At 40.5% G+C, this 20,053-nt stretch carries 16 protein-coding genes; 10 read left to right on the top strand and 6 right to left on the bottom strand.

Annotated features, from left to right (window positions below; all coding sequences use genetic code 11):
• Positions 1-153 precede the first annotated feature (153 nt).
• Together pepF and yhfH are read right to left on the bottom strand one after the other, a co-directional pair.
• A complete protein-coding gene (gene pepF, locus IRB79_RS13535) occupies positions 154-1,968 on the bottom strand; it encodes an oligoendopeptidase F (protein WP_243503003.1) in 1,815 nt (604 codons plus the stop codon).
• 200 nt (positions 1,969-2,168) lie between these two features.
• Complete coding sequence (yhfH, locus tag IRB79_RS13530) at positions 2,169-2,303, bottom strand: protein YhfH (protein WP_009334590.1); 135 nt, start codon at positions 2,301-2,303, stop codon at positions 2,169-2,171.
• 460 nt (positions 2,304-2,763) lie between these two features.
• Here yhfH and IRB79_RS13525 point away from each other — a divergent pair, with 460 nt between their 5' ends.
• Positions 2,764-4,923, top strand: a complete 2,160-nt coding sequence (locus IRB79_RS13525) for a PAS domain S-box protein (protein WP_243509133.1) — start codon at positions 2,764-2,766, stop codon at positions 4,921-4,923.
• Positions 4,924-5,208: 285 nt separating this feature from the next.
• Positions 5,209-6,162: a 3D domain-containing protein gene (locus IRB79_RS13520; RefSeq protein WP_243509130.1), complete on the top strand. Its 954-nt coding sequence runs from the start codon at positions 5,209-5,211 to the stop codon at positions 6,160-6,162.
• Between the two features lie 40 nt (positions 6,163-6,202).
• Here IRB79_RS13520 and IRB79_RS13515 read toward each other — a convergent pair whose 3' ends face one another.
• A complete protein-coding gene (locus IRB79_RS13515) occupies positions 6,203-7,111 on the bottom strand; it encodes a coiled-coil domain-containing protein (protein ID WP_243509127.1) in 909 nt (302 codons plus the stop codon).
• Positions 7,112-7,404: 293 nt separating this feature from the next.
• Here IRB79_RS13515 and IRB79_RS13510 point away from each other — a divergent pair, with 293 nt between their 5' ends.
• Positions 7,405-7,893 (top strand): hypothetical protein, encoded by a 489-nt coding sequence (locus tag IRB79_RS13510; protein WP_243509124.1) that lies wholly within the window; start codon positions 7,405-7,407, stop codon positions 7,891-7,893.
• 50 nt (positions 7,894-7,943) lie between these two features.
• Here IRB79_RS13510 and IRB79_RS13505 read toward each other — a convergent pair whose 3' ends face one another.
• Positions 7,944-8,846 carry an aldo/keto reductase gene (locus IRB79_RS13505; protein WP_243509122.1) on the bottom strand — a complete coding sequence of 301 codons (903 nt, stop codon included), beginning with the start codon at positions 8,844-8,846 and terminating at the stop codon, positions 7,944-7,946.
• A gap of 150 nt (positions 8,847-8,996) precedes the next feature.
• The gene (locus IRB79_RS13500) at positions 8,997-9,926 is read right to left on the bottom strand and encodes a 3'-5' exonuclease (protein ID WP_243509119.1); all 930 of its coding nucleotides are present in this window, start codon (positions 9,924-9,926) and stop codon (positions 8,997-8,999) included.
• A 242-nt stretch (positions 9,927-10,168) separates the two neighbouring features.
• Between IRB79_RS13500 and IRB79_RS13495 the strand changes: the two genes are divergently transcribed.
• The 4 genes from IRB79_RS13495 (at position 10,169) to IRB79_RS13480 (ending at position 13,769) form a co-directional block, all read left to right on the top strand.
• Complete coding sequence (locus tag IRB79_RS13495) at positions 10,169-10,750, top strand: TerD family protein (protein ID WP_243509116.1); 582 nt, start codon at positions 10,169-10,171, stop codon at positions 10,748-10,750.
• 117 nt (positions 10,751-10,867) lie between these two features.
• Positions 10,868-11,446: a TerD family protein gene (locus IRB79_RS13490; protein ID WP_243509113.1), complete on the top strand. Its 579-nt coding sequence runs from the start codon at positions 10,868-10,870 to the stop codon at positions 11,444-11,446.
• Positions 11,447-11,598: 152 nt separating this feature from the next.
• Positions 11,599-12,285 (top strand): hypothetical protein, encoded by a 687-nt coding sequence (locus IRB79_RS13485; protein WP_243509110.1) that lies wholly within the window; start codon positions 11,599-11,601, stop codon positions 12,283-12,285.
• Between the two features lie 221 nt (positions 12,286-12,506).
• Entirely contained in the window at positions 12,507-13,769 is a 1,263-nt protein-coding gene (locus tag IRB79_RS13480; protein WP_243509107.1) for a glycoside hydrolase family 18 protein, read from the top strand.
• A 7-nt stretch (positions 13,770-13,776) separates the two neighbouring features.
• Here the strand turns inward: IRB79_RS13480 and IRB79_RS13475 are convergent, their stop codons facing one another.
• On the bottom strand, positions 13,777-13,950 hold the full coding sequence (locus IRB79_RS13475) for a hypothetical protein (RefSeq protein ID WP_019379882.1): 174 nt from the start codon (positions 13,948-13,950) through the stop codon (positions 13,777-13,779).
• A 179-nt stretch (positions 13,951-14,129) separates the two neighbouring features.
• Here IRB79_RS13475 and IRB79_RS13470 point away from each other — a divergent pair, with 179 nt between their 5' ends.
• The 3 genes from IRB79_RS13470 (at position 14,130) to IRB79_RS13460 (ending at position 19,943) form a co-directional block, all read left to right on the top strand.
• Positions 14,130-16,367, top strand: a complete 2,238-nt coding sequence (locus IRB79_RS13470) for an AAA domain-containing protein (RefSeq protein WP_243509104.1) — start codon at positions 14,130-14,132, stop codon at positions 16,365-16,367.
• Positions 16,368-16,756: 389 nt separating this feature from the next.
• A complete protein-coding gene (locus IRB79_RS13465; RefSeq protein ID WP_243509101.1) occupies positions 16,757-17,728 on the top strand; it encodes a ring-cleaving dioxygenase in 972 nt (323 codons plus the stop codon).
• A gap of 136 nt (positions 17,729-17,864) precedes the next feature.
• Positions 17,865-19,943: a transglycosylase domain-containing protein gene (locus IRB79_RS13460; RefSeq protein ID WP_243509098.1), complete on the top strand. Its 2,079-nt coding sequence runs from the start codon at positions 17,865-17,867 to the stop codon at positions 19,941-19,943.
• Positions 19,944-20,053: the final 110 nt, after the last annotated feature.

The following is a 20,053-nucleotide window of genomic DNA, read 5'->3' as shown; positions in this document are numbered from 1 at the left end:
AAATTAAGGTGGCTTTTCTTTAAGTTTTCACTCAGCATTGCTCTAATATTCAGCCATATAAATCCTTTTACAAGGTGAATGTTACGTGTAAATCCTGAAGAATAATTACTGATATATATGTAAAGCCCCCTCTGAAACAGAAGGGGCTCCACCTTATTCGTAGCTTTTTTCCAATTCATCCACCAATGTTCCCACATAGCTTACGGCTTTGCGGATTGGATCTGGCTTGGACATATCAATGCCTGCGCTCATTAGCAGATCGAGCGGCTTTTTCGTTCCACCAGCTTTTAAAACACCAAGCCATCGTTCAATGGCAGGCTGGCCTTCCTCTTGAATGCTCTGTGCCATAGCAGTGGAAGCAGTCAAACCAGCTGAATAAGTATATGGATAGAGTCCCATGTAATAATGAGGCTGTCTCATCCAGGTTAAAGCCGCCTTATCATCCAGTTCAACCGCATCACCCCAGAATTCAGCAAGTGTTTCCATTTTTTGATCTGAAAGTGTTTTTGCCGTTAACGGAACCCCTTGATCAGCAAGAGTATAGATTCTTCGCTGATATTCTCCCTCAAGAAGGTGTGTGACAAAGTTGTGATAATAAGTTCCAAGCAGCTGAAGAATTACCCAGCGCTTCATTCTCTTATCTTCAGTGCCTGCCATTAAATGCTGTCCAAGCAGCAATTCGTTAAGTGTTGAGGGAGCTTCTACAAAATAGGTTGAAGGGCGGGTATTCATAATACGCTGATATTTATTGGCCAAATAGAAATGACCCGCATGCCCAAGCTCATGAGCGAGAACGAAAGCACCGCGCATGGTGTCTGTCCATGTAATCAGGATGAATGGATGCGATCCATAGGGACTTGAACAAAATGCACCTGTAGATTTGCCCACATTGTCAGCCAAATCAACCCAGCGTTCAGCCAAGCCTTTCTTCATTATATCTGTATACTCTGGTCCCATAACTTTGAGTGCCTCTAATATGACTTTTGATGCTTCTTCAAATGTTGTTTCTGGATTGAACTCCGGATCAAGAGGAGCCTTCAGGTCACAAAAAAGCATCTTATCCAATCCCAGAACTTTTCTCTTTAACTGAGCATATCTGCGCATATGGGGGGCAAGCTCTTTTTGGATAATATTCAGCTGATTGTTGTACATTTCCTCTGTAACATGCTGGGAATCCAGGAGCATTTGTGTGACTGAACTGTATTTTCTCAGCTTTGAAAGTGCTACCTGCTTTTTCACCTCGGCAGAATAGGCAGAGGCAAATGTATTCTTATAGTTTTCAAGTGAATCTGTAAATGAGACATAGGCATTCCTTCTAATAGCAGTATCTGAAGAGAGCTCGTAACGATCTTCATAAAGAGCAAAAGAGTTTGGCAATTCGTTTCCTTTACTGTCTTTAAAAGAGGAAAATGGCATGTCAGCAAGTTTTGCAGCCTGATACACATTATACGGAGCTCCAAGTACTTCACCCAATGCTGCCAGCGCTTCTTCCGTCTCTGGAGAAAGCCTATGCGTCTTTGATTCAAGAAGATCTGTCAGCTGTTTTCTGAAAGGCTCAAGGCCGCTTTCATCGTCTATGTATTTTTCAATCGTGCCTTCAGGCAAGGACATTAATTCAGAGTCAATAAACGAAAGAGCGGAGGCTGCTTTTGCTCTTAAAGATGCAAATATGGATGAATTTGCCTGATTGTCTGGATTTGTTCCATCCTCCGACTGACGCAAGCTAGCATACGTTCCAGCTTGAACCAAACGGATGGAGAGCTTTTCCTGAGCGGAAAGGCAGCCCAGTAAAATTTGCGGGCCTTCATGGAGCTTTCCCTTGAACTGCTCAAAAACAGCAAGATCTTCATCAATACTTCTCATTTCTTTATGCCAATCTTCCTCCAAAGCAAATAAATCCTCCACTTTCCATGTACGTTCTTCCGGTACCTCAACACGCTTTAAACGGGTTACTGCTGTTTGAACCATGTACCGATCCCTCCTATTTCGATTCTCTAAATATAGAGATTATGGGATAATTATACAGGAAGGACCGATAAATTTATAGACTTTTCAAACATTTCATGTATAACTGTACTGTAACAGCTGGAGTTTCCTTGATAGTGGAAATGGTGGTACATAGCAGTAAATAAAAAAGCGGAAGGACCTGAAGCCTTCCGCTGATTGTGTTATTCCATTTTTTTTGAAAGACAGCGATCACATTCCATTAGATAAGATTCAGCCTGTTCCTTGACTGTTTGGCCGCACTCCGGGCATACCTTTTTGGGAAGAGTTCTAAAAAATTCAACTGGACTTTTGATCATGATTTTTCCTCCTTTTTATAATACAGTTTATCTTGTTTTCATCTGTTGTAGTACAGTATATACCAAACAAAATTAAATGTGAAGTGGTTTGATTAAATTTTTTAAAAATTTTATCTATTACATTTCATTGGTGCAAAATAAGAGTTGGTTCGCATTCGGAAAGTAGAAGGGGAAAACCGTAGGAGAGAGTCCGAAGTCGGTCCCTATTCGGACAGAAAAAGCGGAAATTCGGAGGAACGAGTCCGAATTTGGTTCGCATTCGGACAGGAGAAGGGGATATCCAGAGGAACGAGTCCGAAGAAATGCGGTAAAATCATCTAATGATTTCTAGCTATACGGCAAAAGGGCTATCTGTTCTAATGAACTTCTGACTTTATTTCGTCCAGCCCCTTCCATGGCTGTACTGATTCCATTACAATCATATTTAATAAAGTAATAATGAGGGGGCTAAAAGCCTGCGATGACTGAGATAATTGTATCTTTTAATCCAATATTAATATTTGTAGCTGTTATACTGACCATTATGGCTTCCTATACAGCATTAGATTTATTTACATTGATTAAATCATCTGATAGAAACCAGAAGTTTCTGTTCTTAGGCGGAACTTTTTCACTTGGGATCGGGATATGGATTATGAACTTTATTGGCATGGTGGCCATCAACATAAATGCTTCAGGAAGTTATAATATACCGCTAACCTTATTGTCCATGGTTTTTGGCATTTCATTTACCGGTATGGCTTTTAATACAGTAATCGACCGGCAGCTGAAAACAGTCAATCTATTTGCGGGAAGCTTCTTTTTAACAATGGCAGTCCTATCTATCCATGTAACAGGAATGTTTGCTGTGGGGATGAATGTGCAGTTTGGCCCTATCATATTTCTTATTTCCGCACTGATCATTTTTGTTTCTTTTTTATTTTCACTATGGATGCTCTTTTATTCGAAGAGTCTTTCGTACTCCAGACCTATCTGGATTAAGCCCTTAAGTGCACTCATTTTCACCGGAGCCATTGTGGAGGGTTATTTTCTGCTGATCCGATCGTCAACATTCTATTCAAATGGGGAAATTAGCAGGGGAGGAGGCTCGCCGGAAACTTTTCTGATTTATCTTGTATTTTTTGCAGGGATTCTTATCCTGAGCGGACTCATTGCTTCAAGCACTTTAATTAGCAAGCGGCTGGAAGCAAGCGACACCCATTTACATGATATTCAGGCTGCGCTTGATGAATCATCTATAGTGGCTATTACAGATCCAAAGGGCATTATCACTTATGTGAATGATAAATTTGTTGAGATATCTAAATATGAAGAACATGAACTGCTTGGCAAAAATCACAATATCTTAAATTCGGGTTTTCATCCGCCGGAATTTTTTCAAAATTTATGGAAAACAATTGGATCAGGGGAAATATGGAAGGGTGAAATCCGCAATAAAGCAAAAGACGGAAGCTTTTATTGGGTTGAAACTACTATTGTCCCTTTTCTCAATAAAAAGAATAAACCCTATCAGTATGTTTCCATCCGGACAGATATATCGGCATTGAAATCTGCTGAAGCCAGCCTTAAAAATTCTCTGAAAGAGGTAAACGATATTAAATTTGCGCTTGATCAGTCATCCATTATTGCCTTTACAGATGAAAAAGGAACAATAACCAATGTAAATGAGAAGTTTTGTGAAATCTCCCAGTACAGCAGGGAAGAACTGATAGGACAGAATCACTCCATCTTAAATTCAGGACTTCATTCAAAAGAATTCTTTAAGAACCTATGGAAAACAATTGGCCAGGGTGAAGTGTGGAAAGGGGAAATACGCAATAAAGCAAAAGACGGATCTTATTACTGGGTTCATACTACGATTGTGCCGTTCCTGAACACAAACGGAAAACCTTATCAATACTTAGCAATAAGAAACGATATAACAGAGAGGAAAAAAACTGAAGAAGTTTTGCATCGGCAGGATAAACTGGCAGCAGTGGGCCAGCTTGCTGCAGGGGTTGCCCATGAAATCCGCAATCCGCTCACAACCATGAAAGGATATACAGAATTCCTGCAGCTGGATGAGACAGATGGAGAGAGGCAGGAGTACTTAAGCATCATTTTAGATGAGATTGACCGGGTAAATAATATAGTAGAAGATTTTATGGTTCTCGCTAAGCCGAAAGCCGCAGAACTGGAAGAAAGAGATATCATACCCATTATTAAAAATGTCGTTTCTTTTTTGGAATTTGAAGCCCGAAAAAGGGACGTAAAAATTGGTTTCGAATATGAACAGGATATCATTCAAATTGAATGTGACGAAAATCGGCTAAAACAAGTCTTCCTTAATTTTATTAAAAATGGAATTGAAGCGATGCCTGATGGAGGGGACATCACCGTTAGAGCTAGAATCATCAATAACCAGGTTCAAATTGCAATACAGGATACAGGTGTAGGAATCCCGCATGATAAACTGAAAAATATCGGAGAACCTTTTTTTACAACCAAAAAAAATGGGAACGGCTTAGGCCTGATGGTCAGTTTTAAAATTATCGAAAGCCATAACGGAAAAGTATTTATCGAGAGTGAATTAAATAAAGGTACAACATTCAATATTGTTCTGCCTGCGAAATCTGCATAGTCAATCCTAAAAGGATTGGCTTTTTTGTTAGAAATTAATTCCTGTCCTGTTTAATAATTGATTTTCCAATATATAGGAAAAATATCATAACATTGGAGAGATTCCCATGATATCAAGGAAAAACATTAATTTCGTTTTATAGGTCCCTTTTCTCTGAAATGTGTTTGTTATCGTTCTGTTATATGCGTAACGGGATTATTATCTATTTGTTCTTTTTTAGTAAAGATTCCATGTTATTATTAACCCCGTTAGCTAAAAACGAGCTATACGGGAGGTTTTAACAACATGAAAAAATCAATTTTATCTTTTGTAGCTGCTGCGGCAATTACCGGAACAGCAGGTGCTAATGTACAAGCAGAAGAAGTGACAGTAAAAAAAGGCGATACTCTTTGGGATTTTTCCCAAACATATAATACACCAGTTGACATGATAAAAGAATGGAATGGGTTGTCTTCACATATCATCCATCCAGATGATGTACTTAATGTATATCTGGAAAAGAAATACATAGTATCAAAAGGCGATACTCTTTGGGATATAGCAAGAGAACATAACGTCACAGCAGAGGCAATCAAAGAATGGAACAACTTAAGCTCTGATTTAATTCTGCCGGACAATGAATTAATCCTTTATCCGAATGCTAAAGCTGTTAATGCTGCAGTTGCTGCAGTTAAGGCTCCAGCAAAATCAGAAAAACCTGCAGAGACAGTTTCAGCTCCTGTGCAAAAGTCTGAACAGCCTGCAGCAAAACAAACGCAGCCAGTTGAAAAATCTCAGCCGGCTCCAGAAGCAAAGCAAGCAGCAGAGTCAAATCAAGAACCAGAGCCAGCAAAACCTGCTGCGGAAGCAAAGCCTGCACCTGAGCCTGCCAAGCCTGAAGCGGAATCCAAGCCTGCTGCCGAGGCTGAAGCAGAAGCACCCGCGGAATCTGCAAATAAAGAAACAGCTCAAAATGTGCTTAGTATGGAAGCAACAGCCTATACAGCCGATTGTGAAGGATGCTCAGGAATCACTGCTACAGGAATCAATTTAAAAGAGAATCCGGATCAAAAAGTAATTTCTGTGGATCCTAATGTGATACCACTGGGAACTAAAGTCCATGTTGAAGGTTATGGTAATGCTGTCGCAGGTGATACTGGCGGAGCCATTAAAGGCAACAAGATCGATATCTTCATGCCTTCTCAGGAAGACGCAATCAATTTCGGCAGAAAAACAGTTAAAGTTACGATTCTAGATTAATACTAGAAAAGAAGGCACCTTTCCGGGTGCCTTCTTTTTTTTACTCTTTATCACTACTTTCTCTTGCTTTTTCCTCCTGATTTACAAAGAAACTGTGGACTGGTTTTGCCAGCAGCTTAAAGCTTTTTTCAAAGCGTTCAGAAAGGTGGGAGGCCCTCTCGTAGACAACCGATTTAAGATTGTCTAATTGCCTGCTGATTTTTTCTGTGATTGCTTCCTGGCGGTTTAAGCGTTCCATTATCGACTTGCTTGCCTGTTCCTGTAGACCAAGCTTCTTGTTTAATTCTTCTTTCATTTGCTCCTGTGTTTTTAACTTTTTCTCAGCTTCCTCTGAAAATGCTGTAAACTGCTGCTCTAAACGTTCCATTACGGTATTATGAAATAATTCCTGTACATCAAGCTTTTTGCTTAATTCTGCTTTCATTTCTTCCTGTGCTTTGAAATTTGAAACAGCTTCCTCAGTAAAAGCGTCAAATTTATCAAACTTTCGGGAAAGTGCCTGAGTTTCCGCTTCCTGACAGGATAATTGTTCAAGTATCTTCTGGTTTACCGGCTCTTCATTTTCAAGGGTTTCCTTTATTTCTTTATTTATTTCCTCCAGGGCATCCAGCCTTTTATTCAGAGTATCATTTTCCTTTTCGCGCTGGTTCATCATTTCCAGAAAACTCGATAAAAAAGCATCCTGCTTATCAAGCTTAGATGTCAAATGCTCAATATGATTATTTTGTTTACCAGCTGCTCTTTTTACAAGTTTACTCATGTCAGAAAAGGAATCATCGAGCTGATTTTTCATATTTTCATATGTTTCAGATAAACGGGTATTAACAGTTTGCTGTTCTTTCAATACTTCCTGGAGAAAGTTCAGACGATAAGTACCCTGATTTGAAACAGTGTCTGAATGGCTTAGATAAAGCTTAGGGTTTCCATCCTCATTTGATTGTTTGGCCATAGGAACACTCCTCAGTTTTCACTTTTTATAATAGCCTATGCCAGCCCTTTTTGAGAGGGATGGGCACTATCCTATAAAAGCCTATACATTTCTAATTTGATACTGAAAGCATAGTGAGCATGATGCTCTGCATCCCCGAAATTTCGTGAATCGCAATAAAAAGTGTTGCAAAAAATTGAAAAAATAGGTAAATTATTAATTGTCAGTAAATTGGCAGACAATGTCATGGATCTGACTACATAGGGAGTCAACCAAAACTACCTCTAAAACAAAAAGAAGGAGAGGACCATTACATGAAGAAATTATCTTTCTTGCTTTCAGCAGCTGTACTGACACTAATGCTTGGAGCATGCTCAAACGAAGAGGCTTCTAAAGGGGAAGAAAAGGAAGAGTCCGCAGCTGAGACGACTGAGGCCGCTGATGAAGGAAAAGAAGTGCGCTCGGCTCTGCTAAGCTATCAGGGAGAAGTGACAAAAGTAATTCGAAACACAGATGCAAACTTGACCGCTGAAGGTCAGGATCCAGCTGAAGCAGCTGCAGCTTTTGAAAAGGAAGCGAAAGCCGTGTCTGTACCAGAAGAATTAACAGACTACACTAAGGATATTGAGGCAGCGGTTGATAGCCTTTCTCAATACTATGCTAAAAAAGCTGAGCTTGTAAAAGCAGGATCCGAGGATATGGCGGAAGCAGAGCCATTTAAAGAGGAATATATCAATTCAATGACTAAAGTTTTTGAAGAAGTGGAACTATCTGCTCCTGCTTTCAACAGCGTTTTCCAATAAATGCGCAGCAAACAGCCCTATTCTATTTGGAATAGGGCTGTTTGTATATATTAAGGCACATCATGCCCCATTGAACTTTGAAGAATCTCAAACCACTGGTCCCTGTTAAGTTTGTAAGTTAATGAACCGGCTGCACGTTCAATTCTTTCAATCTTGCCGGACCCGACAATTGGCATGATTCGGGCAGGATGATTTAAGAGCCAGGCAAATAAAACTTCATCAAGATCACTTGCCCCGATTTCCTCTGCGACTTTATGTAATGCAGCTTTAAGGCGTGCAGGTTTTTCTTCAGTACCGCTAAAAATTTTGCCGCCGGCCAAAGGGGACCAGGCCATCGGGGCGATTCTTTTTTCCATGCACAGATTTAATGTGCCATCCTCATAGTTCTCCAGATGATAGGCAGAAAGTTCAATTTGATTTGTAATCAGATCCATATCAAGGTATGACTGAAGCATCGTAAACTGATGGCTTTTAAAATTGGATACTCCAAAATGCCTTACCTTGCCGGCAGCCTTTAAAGCTGAAAATGCCTCAGAAACTTCTTCAGGATCCATAAAAGGATCAGGACGATGAATGAGCAAGGTATCTATGTAATCTGTTTTCAGATTTTGCAAAGACTTCTCAACCGAAGCAATAATATGGTTTTTTCCGGTATTATAATGATGGGATTTATGCTCAGGGCGGTTTGTTGACTGGAGTACAATCCCGCATTTCGTTACAATTTCCATTTTTTCGCGGAGTTCCGGCTTTTTCTCAAGAGCCCTTCCAAACAGACTTTCACATGTATAGCTGCCATATATATCGGCATGATCAAATGTCGTTATTCCCAGCTCAAAACACCTTTCTATTAAGGTGATTAATTCTTCATCTGAAAATTTCCAGTCAGCCAGTCTCCATAGACCATGTACGATTCTTGAAAACGACAGATCCTCTGCCATCTGCACTCTATCCAAACGTATCATCTCCCAATTTTTTTTGCATTGTTATTATCTCTGAAAATGCAAAGAATACCAAGCTAAACGTTCTTCAGCATTGCAAAGGGTGCTGGATCATATAATATTGGCGGCATAAAAAGAAGAGGCAACTGTTTTGTCACCTCATTTTTATCCGCATATTTTCTGCAGCGGTTCAACCATTTGTTCATGCAGAATCATAATTTTTGACGTGTATGAACAATGCTCTTTATAAGCTGTTTGAAGTTCCTGATAAAAAGTGATTAATTCCTCAACGTTGGAAATCAATTCTTCATCAAAAATGCCTGTACGGCTGAGAAGGATATTCTCATATTTTTCAACAAGCTTTTTAGTTTTCTTTATCAATTTCCAAGCATCTTTCATACGAAAAGCATCATTTAAATGGGAGTAGAATTCTATCAAGTCTTTTTGGAAAATATTCTTAAGTTCCTGGCTGAGCCTTTCAATAGGAGGGAGTTCATCTTCCTGAAATATAAACTGCTGCAGCATAATTAAATCATTCTTTACATTCTGTTCTTCAAATGATTGATATATCCGTAAAGTATTATAGGCGTCATACATGGGATGATGCGGTTCGCCGATAAAAGAAAGGTCATAGAAAGACAATGCTTTTTCCACGGAAGCTGCAGTCCGGGAAGCTCTTTTTGTAAAAACAGCCTGAAAGTCGACATATCTTTTGGTAATTTTATCAATCGTAGCTTGGGGAAGATTATGCCTGAGTGCATCAGCTTTCAATCTTAAGATGTCACTGGTCGACCAGGAATAGAATCTTGCTTTTTTAACTCCGCCGACCCAAAAGAGAAAATCTTTAAATACCTCTGAAAAGTCATCCGCTGTTTTTAGATCAGAGTCGGATATCCCCGTCAATTCTTTGCAGAATGAGCTTAATGGTGAGTCCTGCTGTGGACGAATGAACCTGTCAAATCCAGTAACCTTACCTGTTTCAAGTTCAACTTTTACAGCACCAAGGCGAATGGCCTCCATATCTTCAAAAAGCATACCATTTTTGCTGCATAGCATTTCAAAATCAAAGAAAATTAGCTGTTTTAGCTCGGTCATACGCCTTCCCCCCTTTCTAATATCCAACAAGATATTATAAAGAATGACGGGCAAAAAAGGAAGGAACAGAATTATCCATCAAGATATTTAATGCAGGAATGAAACTTTTTTCCCAGCCCAATGGCAAATCGGTTTACGATTTCTTTTGAAACGTTTACACTTAAAGGGTACATAGTTTTCAGTCGCAAATATGATAGCGATACTTCTTGTAAAATTATTGAACTTGAAAGGATGGATGAACGTTGGGTATTTCTTTATCGAAAGGGCAAAAAATTGATTTAACAAAAACTAATCCTGGGTTATCTAATGTAATAGTAGGACTCGGCTGGGATACGAATAAATATGATGGAGGATTGGATTTCGACCTCGATGCCAGTGTATTTTTATTAGATGCAAACGGCAAATGTGCATCTGATAAAGATTTTATTTTCTACAACCAGCTTGAAGGCGGCAATGGCTCAGTTCTGCATACAGGAGATAACAGAACAGGTGAGGGAGATGGCGATGATGAGCAGGTCAAAGTTAACCTTAGTGCTGTTCCTGCCTCCATTGAGAAGATTTCTTTTGTCATTACGATCCATGATGGCGAAGGGCGCGGTCAAAACTTTGGCCAGGTTTCAAATGCATTTGCAAGAATCATTAATGAAGAAACAAATGAAGAATTAATCCGTTATGATCTAGGAGAAGATTTCTCCATTGAAACTGCCATTGTTGTAGGCGAATTATACCGTCATAATGGCGAATGGAAATTCTCTGCAGTGGGTTCAGGCTATCAGGGAGGACTTGCCCGTATTGCGACTGACTTCGGTTTGCAGGTAGGTTAAGTTCCATATTGCCAGGCAGAGCAGCCGCTTTTCCTGACTTTCTCTTTAGAGTGTATTCCCCTCATATTGATGATCTGCCGTGAAAAAAAGGATTTGTGTTATGAAGGAGTGATTATCTTGGGTATTCAATTATCAAAAGGTCAAAGAATCGACTTGACTAAAACAAATCCTGGCCTGACTAAAGCCATTATCGGGCTGGGCTGGGACACGAACAGATATAGCGGCGGACATGATTTCGACCTTGACGCATCAGCATTTCTTGCAGATGAAACTAGTAAATGTGTAAATGATCATGATTTTATTTTCTATAATAATCTGCAGCATCCAAGCGGAGCAGTTATACATACAGGAGACAACCGTACAGGTGAAGGAGACGGCGACGATGAGCAGCTTGTTGTCGACTTTACCAAAATACCTTCACATGTTCATCGTATTGGCATAACTGTTACTATTCATGATGCAGAATTAAGGCAGCAAAATTTCGGCCAGGTTTCCAATGCATTCGTAAGATTAGTGGATGAATCCAATAATCAGGAGCTGCTGCGTTTTGATCTTGGAGAAGATTTTTCAATTGAAACAGCAGTGGTTTTCTGTGAATTATACCGCCATGGGAATGACTGGAAGTTCAATGCCATTGGCAGCGGCTTCTCAGGCGGTTTGGCAGCCCTTTGCCGCAACTATGGACTGCAGGTTTAATTTTTCTTCATGGCACCCAAATGGTTTGGGTGCCTATTTTGTTTGTCAAGTGAGAACCTTCAGCCAATGCTATTGGGTATTAATCCCATACTTAAAAAATTGCGAATGGGTAAAATAGGTGTGAGAAAAACCTTGGGAGGAAGGGATGCAGTATGTCACTTGAATGGTTTGACAGGGTAAGCGGTGAGTTGCAGGACCATCTTGAATCGATTTGCAGTAAATATGATCAGATTGGCCATATGTCGATTGACCGGGGTGCCAAGCATCCCAGAATGGAGTTTTTTATTGAAACCAATGATAATGATCGAGAGTATTTTTGCACTCTTTTCTTTGATCCGCATAATGAAGAATTCTATGTAGAAGACTTTGATTTTGAGCTGGGGCATACTTCTAAAACAATGCTTTTTGATATTGAAGACATCATCGATACAGTCCACGAAAGCCTTCACGATTACATGAATGGCGAAGATGAGGATCATTTTGAATTTGAAGATGATGAAGAAATATATGTTTCAGAAGAGGAAGATTTCGACATTGCCGACGAATATGATTTTGACGGCGAAGATGATATCTTTGAAGAAGTAGATGTAGAGTGGGAAACTCCAGAAGTAACTGCCTTTTTCAAGGAAAACGAAGTGGAGGTATCCTATCAGTTTGGAGTGGTCCAGGAAACCGGTGATGGAGTCCTTCGCAGGGTTAATCGCATTTGGACAGATGACGAAGAAATGATCAAAGACGAAGATCACTTTATCTTCAGCAAAGAAGAGGCAAGCACCATCATTGCAATGATTGCCAGCCACATGGATTCCCTGAGCGGGCATGAAGCTGATTATCAGTAATAATTTAAAGCGAAATGAGAAAGTGGCTATCAAGAATTCTTGAAGCCACTTGTTTTTGTGTGCTTCAAAAGAAATAACTCGTTCACCCATCAAACAGCACCGAATCACTCCCCTAATAACAATCTTTTTAAAATTTTACTTTGGACTGGATTTCTCTGTTGGTACTATTCAGGCTTGACTCCCCCATAAACTGATTAAAAGCAAGTGAAAAGAGGTGCATTATGGGGATTCATATCGTTCAGGCAGGCGATAGCCTTTGGACCATTTCTCAAAAGTATAATGTTCCGATCCAGGACATAAGAACGGCTAATGGGCTTGAGAATGGACCTGGTATCATCCCTGGTTTAGCTCTATACATTCCGCAAAGCGGACCAGTTATCAGGTCTTATCTGGTAAAGCCGGGAGATACATTATGGAGCATTTCACAGCGTTATCTAACTACAATTAATGCCATACTGTCAGCAAACCCAGGGATTAGGCAGGAATGGCTATACATCGGACAGAAGATAAATATTCCATCACCAAGTAAATTAGTCATGGAGACATTGGGGTTCATAGTCCCGTATTCTCCTGATACTTTTTTACCCGCTTTCAGGGAAACAGCAAAGTACTTAACCTACATCGCCATTTCTGCCTATTCTTTAACAAGAGAAGGTTACGCATATATTGAACTGGACGATACAGCTATATTGGCAGAAAGCCGACTGCTGAATGTCATTCCGCTGCTGATGATCAGAAATCTTGCACAAGGTGAGTTTAATGCTGAACTGATTGGCGGGGTGCTTGAAAGTCCGGCAAATAGGAGGAACTTAATCTTAAGCCTGATGAATTTTGTCACTCAAAAAGGATATGGAGGCATCAGTCTGGATTTTGAATTTATCCCGCCGCCAAGGCGCCAGGATTTCAATTCATTCATTAAAGAATTAAAGAATGCCTTAGGGCCAAAAGTTCTTCATGTCAATGTACATGCTAAGACAGAAGATCTCCCGGCAAACCGGATAATAGGGGCATATGATTATAAAGCAATTGGGGAGGGGGCCGATATTGTTGCAGTCATGACCATGGACTATGGTTATCCCACTGGTCCTCCTAATCCCGTCGCTCCACTATGGTGGGTTGAAGAGGTCATTAAATATTCGATCACCCAGATTGACCCGAAAAAACTGCAAATAGCTTTGCCTTTATATGGATATGACTGGAGAACAGCGGATAATCTAACCCGCTCATTTTCCATGCAAGCCATTCAGAATTTAGCTTTAAGCAGAGGAGCAGTTATTCAATTCGATGCTTATGCAGCATCCCCATGGTTCCGATATTGGAACGGAGAAGAAGAACATGTGGTCTGGTTTGAGGATATCCGCAGCATTACAGAAAAATATAAATTAATTGACCAGTATAATCTTTTAGGGATGACATACTGGCAATTAAGCTTGCGTTTTCCGCAGAACTGGGCATTTGCGGATAAAAATTTTTCTATTCTATAGCCCTTTTTTAAAGAAGCTCCTTCATTTCTTCTTCAAAATAAAACATTTTTGGTTTTTCTTTAATTGTATATGTGTATTTCTTCATTTTCGCCACATAACAGGTTTTGTTGATCGTAACTTTCTCTCCCGTGTCAATCAGAATAACAATATCATTATGCTCAAACTTATTTCTGCGCTTCACACTGATCCCTCTTTTCTATACACATATAAAGTGTTATTAACACATTATCTCATACTTCTGCGGAATTAACCCTATTGATGTTTATGGAATTATTCAGGTTCCATTATTTTTTTGCATATCGGCAAGTAAATGATATATTAGTCTAATTGAATACCATAGTGAACAAAGGAAGATACAAAATGACATCAACACTTGGCTTTATAAGGGAGTGGCAAAAAGCCATCCAGGCTGAGATCTTACATTTAAAAAAATATGGGAGCTCCCGCTACTTAATGTTAAATGGACAGCTGCTTTCAAAATCAGATGCATATACCTATTTTTTTGATACACCTTCTGCCATTAAAATTCCAACTGGATCCTCCATAAAAATCGAATGGGGAAGAAAGAGAGTGGAAGGAAGAGTCCTTTCTGCGGAAGGAAATAATGTCATAGTGGCATTAGAAGAGGATATTGGAATCGATCTATCGGAAGCATATTTGCTTCATGATCCCTGGGAGCTATTGGATCAGCTTTTTCAGCGCTTAGAGGACATAAAAGACAGCAAAAGAAAAAGAAATAGAATAAAGAAATTGATGGATCCTTCCATGCCACCCCAACACCCTGCCGATAAGGTAAAGACTGGTGCCCATGAATTGATTTTGCGTTCTAAGTACAATCCAGTCACTTATGTATGGGGACCGCCAGGCACAGGAAAAACCTATACCATGGCACGTGTGGCCGCCAACAAATACTTTAAAGGACAAAGTGTTCTCATTCTGGCCCACTCAAATCAAGCAATAGATGTCCTTATGGCAGAGATTTCATCCTTTGCATCATACAAACGAAAAATTCCTGATGGGGATCTGCTTCGTTACGGGTCACAAATCGGTCCAGCACTATTCGATCATCATTCATTAACAGCCGAATATCTTTTAAATAAGCAGCATACAAATCTCTCGGAGCAAAAAGCTGCTCTATTTGAGGAACGCCGCTTGCTTAAACAGGATTTATCCCGATCCTTCAGCAAGAGAGATTCCGATCATCTTATTGAAATAGAAAAGAAGCTATCTGGAGTACTTGAAAAGATCAGGCAAAAAGAAATAGAGTTTGTAAAAAATGCTTCTATTATTGGAACAACACTGGCAAAAGCTGCAAGTGATCCGTCAATTTACGAGAAAAATTTTGATTTAGTCATCATCGATGAAGCCAGCATGGCTTATGTTCCACAGGCTGCCTTTGCAGCTTCACTTGGCAAAAGAGTCATCATTTGCGGGGATTTTAAACAGCTTCCTCCTATTGCTGCCTCAAGACATAAATTGTCGGAAAAATGGCTAAGAGAAGATATCTTTCATCACTCTGGTGTGTCAGACGCAGTCAAGGATGGGCACTTGCACCCGCACCTTTTTCTATTAAAAGAGCAGCGCCGTATGCACCCGGACATTTCAGCATTTTCGAATAAACATATCTATCATTCACTTGTTGGTGACCATCCGGATGTTCTGGCTGCGAGATCTAATATCGCTGCCTGTACGCCTTTTCCCGGCAAAGCTTCGATCCTGCTCAATACAGCCGGATCAGGTGAATATGGCATAAAAGATGGCAGCTCAAATTCAAGAATCAATTTATGGGATCTTTTGCTGGGATTTCAGCTAATACATGAAGCTTATACAGGAGGAAGCAGGTCCATAGGTTATGTCACCCCGTATCGGGCACAGGCATTATTAATGGAACAGCTTCTGGCTGAGCTTTATGGAGAAGAAAGATCTGCTGCTGATATTATTGCTGCAACGGTTCACCGTTTTCAGGGAAGTGAACGGGATGTCATGATTTTTGACTCTGTCGATGCTCCGCCCCATGACAGAGCTGGAATGCTATTAATCGGGAAAGAAAGCGAAAGACTAATGAATGTTGCCATAACGAGAACCAAAGGGAAATTTATTCATATTTGCGATTTGGAATTTATACACAACAACGCATTTAAAAACAAAACATGGCGGAAGCTGGCAGACCACCAGCTGCACAATGGACAGGCCATATATCCTGATCAGATTGGCAGATGGATCAAAAATCAGCATCCTCGCCTCCAATGGATGCATGCAAGAAAGCTGGAAAAAGTGTTTGAGGATATTTCTAAAGCTAAAAAGGAGATTATTATTTCCCTGCCTGAGGGACAGAAACTGGGGAATGAGTGGGGGCAGGCACTTTCCGGGAGGCCTTCGCAAACGAAGCTTACCATCCTTGCCGAGCATTCTATCCCTTCCGTTACTCCTGATGAGATATTGCCAAAAGGCTTTCCATTTCCCTGCATAATAATTGACGGACATATTTTGTGGCTTGGGATGCCGGCTGAGACCCATAAAAACGCACGGCCCCCATATGTAGCTGCAAGGCTTCAGTCAGCTGCTGCAGGCTCGTATCTTACATCTCAATTAAAATAAGAAAAGCGCAAGCAGCCCACTAAAGGATCGCAGACTAAGAACGCCACGTCCTGTGGCAACGTCTGCATGACCCCCATCCTGGGGGCCTCCTCGAGGGGGTAGGCTGCTTGCGCTAGACAGTTATCTAACTCCAGAATTTATACATTCTTATCCATTAAAAAAGACGCCCCAGAGAGGCGTCTTTTTATACGTATTGCGGCGACCCGACTGCACTCCACATAGTGCATTGCCAGTTAGGCTTGTCTGTCGTCTTATGCAATTAGCTCATCGCTTTACTAATATAGCATTATTCTATAAAAGAAACAAGAGTTTTTTGTGTTCTTCCGTTGCATTCCTTTCATTGTTCAATCAAAATATACCTAAAATACATTGATTAGGGTTGTGATCATATGAATATGAAACCATTAAAAGGTCAGCATCATGTCTCTGCTATAACAGCCAATGCTCAGAAGAACTATGAATTTTACACCAGAATCCTTGGAATGCGGCTTGTTAAGAAGACAGTAAACCAGGACGATACCACGATGTATCATTTATTTTATGCAGATGAAAGGGGTAACCCTGGCACTGACTTAACATTTTTTGAAATCAAAAATGCTGGCCGCACTTACAGGGGGACGGACAGTATAACTTGTACATTTCTGCGAGTGTCATCTGATGAATCGCTTATTTATTGGAAAAAGAGACTGTCAGAACAAGATGTTTTACATGAAGAAATAAGAGAAGTAAACGGAAAGAAGATGCTGTTCTTTGAAGATTTCGAAGGCCAGCGTTTGGCCCTGATTTCCGATCAAAATAATAAAGGAGTAAAAGGTGGGAGGCCATGGGATAGAGCTGCCGTTCCTCCAAACCATGGAATAATCGGGCTCGGACCCGTAATGCTCACCGTCTCTGAGCTCGCACCCACCGCAAACCTGCTTACAGAAGTAATGGAATATCGGAGAATAGGAGAATATTCTTTGGATGACGACACTGTAGTCGTATTTGAAACCGGTGAAGGAGGAAACGGAGCAGAAATCCATATTAAAGAACGCCATGACTTGCCACAGCAGCGCCCAGGCAGGGGAAGTGTCCATCATGTTGCTTTTCGGGTAGAAAATGAAGATGAATTAAGAAACTGGGTACGAAAACTGAAAGAATTGCGGATTGCCAGCTCTGGTTTTGTAGAGAGGTATTATTTCAAATCTTTATATTTCCGGGAACCGAACGGTATTCTTTTCGAGCTGGCAACAGATGGACCTGGATTCGAAGCAGATGAACCTTTTGACCAATTGGGAGAAATGCTTGCACTTCCTCCATATATTGAAAACAGGCGGGAGGAAATCGAGGCAAGAATAAAACCTCTGGATACCAAAAATTAATAAAAATAGTGTAAGGGGATGAACAGAAGTGTTCGTTCCTTACTTTTGAAGTTGAAACTTTTTATAGAGTTTATTCGTTTAATATATAATAAGGGGATATAATAATGAAACTTAGAGAATTAGAGAAGGAGTCACCATGGAAAAATTTCAGCGTTTCAAAGAAGCTTTTGCAGGGTTTTGGCGCAAAAAGCACCTGACACAAATTCTGCTTCTTTTAACACTAACAATAATACTTTTAACCATTCTATTTTTTGCGTTTCTGGCAGCAACAGCAAACGTGGAGACCTTAAAAGAAGGTTTAAGGCAGTCAACTGTTATTTACGATAAAGACGGTGATACTGCTGCAAGTCTTGCGGAAAATAGGGCAGAGGGTGCAAATATTGAAGAATTGCCGGATCATGTTGGCAATGCCGTTATTGCAATTGAAGATGAACGCTTTTATAAGCATAACGGTTTCGATATCAAAGGCATTGCCAGAGCCTTTTTTGGCAATTTATTTGCAGGCGGCATTACCGGCGGAGGAAGTACCATTACTCAGCAGCTGGCCAAAAATGCTTTGCTTTCCCCTGAACAGACTTACAAGCGAAAAGCTGAAGAACTGTTTCTGGCCGTAGAAATCGAAAAAAATTATAAAAAAAATGAAATCCTGCAAATGTATTTAAATCAGGTATATTTCGGAAGCGGTTCATGGGGAATCGAACAGGCATCCAATAAGTATTTCAGCAAAACCCCAAAGGAACTGAGCATAAGCGAGAGTGCACTGCTTGCAGGATTGCTCCAATCGCCTTCTGCACTCGATCCTTACAATCACTACGAACGGGCAATGAAAAGAAGGAATGTTGTCCTTGGAAAGATGAAAGAGCACAAGATGATTTCAGCTGAAGAGTATGAGAACGCTGTAAATGAAAAGATCCAATTAAAGGAAGGGACACGAAGCAAGCAAGAAAGAAAATACCCTTACTATGTTGATGCCGTCCTAGATGAAGCTATAAATAAGTACGGATTAACCCAGGAAGAGATTTTTACAAGAGGGTACAAAATTTATACGGAAATGGATCAGAATCTGCAATCAAGCCTGGAAAATGTTTATGAAAAGGATTCAATCTTCCCTCCAGGCATGAATGGAGAAATCGTCCAGAGTGGTGCTGTCCTTCTTGATCCTGCTTCAGGAGGTGTCAGAGGGCTTGTCGGCGGCAGAGGTGAACATGTGTTCAGAGGATTCAACAGGGCCACACACATCAAAGCCCAGCCTGGATCAACACTCAAGCCATTAGCGGTCTACACACCTGCACTTGAAGAAGGCTACTCACCAACATCCATGCTAAAAGATGAACAAGTAACATATGGAGATTACACTCCAGCTAATGCTTCCGGACAATATGCGGGCGAAGTGTCCATGTATAAAGCTGTGGAAGATTCTATCAATGTCCCAGCCGTTTGGCTCCTTAATGAAATAGGACTTGATAAAGGGCTGGATGCGCTTGACAGGTTCGGCATACCGCTGGAAAAAGAAGATGAATATTTAGGGATTGCCTTAGGCGGAATGAGAAAAGGGGTCTCACCCTTAAAGCTGGCAGAAGCATATGCGGCATTTCCAAATGGCGGAAAGAGGCAAGATGCCCATTTAATTACGAAAATAGTTGGCCCAACAGGCAGCATCATTGCCGAACGCGATAAGGAAACAGTTAAAGTTACGACGAAAACGGTATCGAATCAAATGACATCCATGCTGTTAAATGTGGTTGAAACGGGCACAGGCAGCGCAACGAAGATCGAAGGAGTTCAAATCGCCGGAAAAACGGGATCAACCCAGCTTCCTTATAAAGACATTAACGGAACGAAAGACCAATGGTTTGTAGGTTATACACCGAATTTGGTTGGCGCCGTTTGGCTGGGGTATGACCAGACAGACAGGGAACATTATCTTTCAAAAAGCAGCTCTGAAACAGCTGTACCTGTTTTTAGGGCGATTATGGAATCTAGCCTGCCATATATGCAGGAAGGGGAATTTACTACTAAATCGGTAAACGAAAAGCTGGAAAAAAAAGAATTAACAGAAGAAATTGGACAAACCATTAAAGAACAGGCTGAAAAATTTGAAGGCAAAATAAGAGAAGATCTTCCAATCTGGAAGGAAAAATTGAGAGAAGGCAAGCAGGAACTCGAGGCATTCGGCAGATTCCTGAAAGACAAATGGGATCAATTCAGCAATTAATAGGAAAGAGAGAATGGCCAAAATAGCCATTCTCTTTTTTTGCCTAAGTATAGCTTTATACTGGAATAATTCAGCAAAATAGTGTAATCTAAGTAGTTATAGCACCCACT

Source organism: Cytobacillus oceanisediminis (genome assembly GCF_022811925.1).
Classification (GTDB): domain Bacteria; phylum Bacillota; class Bacilli; order Bacillales; family Cytobacillaceae; genus Cytobacillus; species Cytobacillus oceanisediminis_D.
Note: the sequence above shows the minus strand (reverse complement) of the source record. Positions and strands in the feature narration are given on the sequence as shown.

Coding starts and splice junctions, on each gene's coding strand:
- pepF (WP_243503003.1), bottom strand. CDS start 1,968: ATGGTTCAAACAGCAGTAACCCGTTTAAAGCGTGTTGAGGTACCGGAA.
- yhfH (WP_009334590.1), bottom strand. CDS start 2,303: ATGATCAAAAGTCCAGTTGAATTTTTTAGAACTCTTCCCAAAAAGGTA.
- IRB79_RS13525 (WP_243509133.1), top strand. CDS start 2,764: ATGACTGAGATAATTGTATCTTTTAATCCAATATTAATATTTGTAGCT.
- IRB79_RS13520 (WP_243509130.1), top strand. CDS start 5,209: ATGAAAAAATCAATTTTATCTTTTGTAGCTGCTGCGGCAATTACCGGA.
- IRB79_RS13515 (WP_243509127.1), bottom strand. CDS start 7,111: ATGGCCAAACAATCAAATGAGGATGGAAACCCTAAGCTTTATCTAAGC.
- IRB79_RS13510 (WP_243509124.1), top strand. CDS start 7,405: ATGAAGAAATTATCTTTCTTGCTTTCAGCAGCTGTACTGACACTAATG.
- IRB79_RS13500 (WP_243509119.1), bottom strand. CDS start 9,926: ATGACCGAGCTAAAACAGCTAATTTTCTTTGATTTTGAAATGCTATGC.
- IRB79_RS13485 (WP_243509110.1), top strand. CDS start 11,599: ATGTCACTTGAATGGTTTGACAGGGTAAGCGGTGAGTTGCAGGACCAT.
- IRB79_RS13480 (WP_243509107.1), top strand. CDS start 12,507: ATGGGGATTCATATCGTTCAGGCAGGCGATAGCCTTTGGACCATTTCT.
- IRB79_RS13470 (WP_243509104.1), top strand. CDS start 14,130: ATGACATCAACACTTGGCTTTATAAGGGAGTGGCAAAAAGCCATCCAG.
- IRB79_RS13465 (WP_243509101.1), top strand. CDS start 16,757: ATGAATATGAAACCATTAAAAGGTCAGCATCATGTCTCTGCTATAACA.
- IRB79_RS13460 (WP_243509098.1), top strand. CDS start 17,865: ATGGAAAAATTTCAGCGTTTCAAAGAAGCTTTTGCAGGGTTTTGGCGC.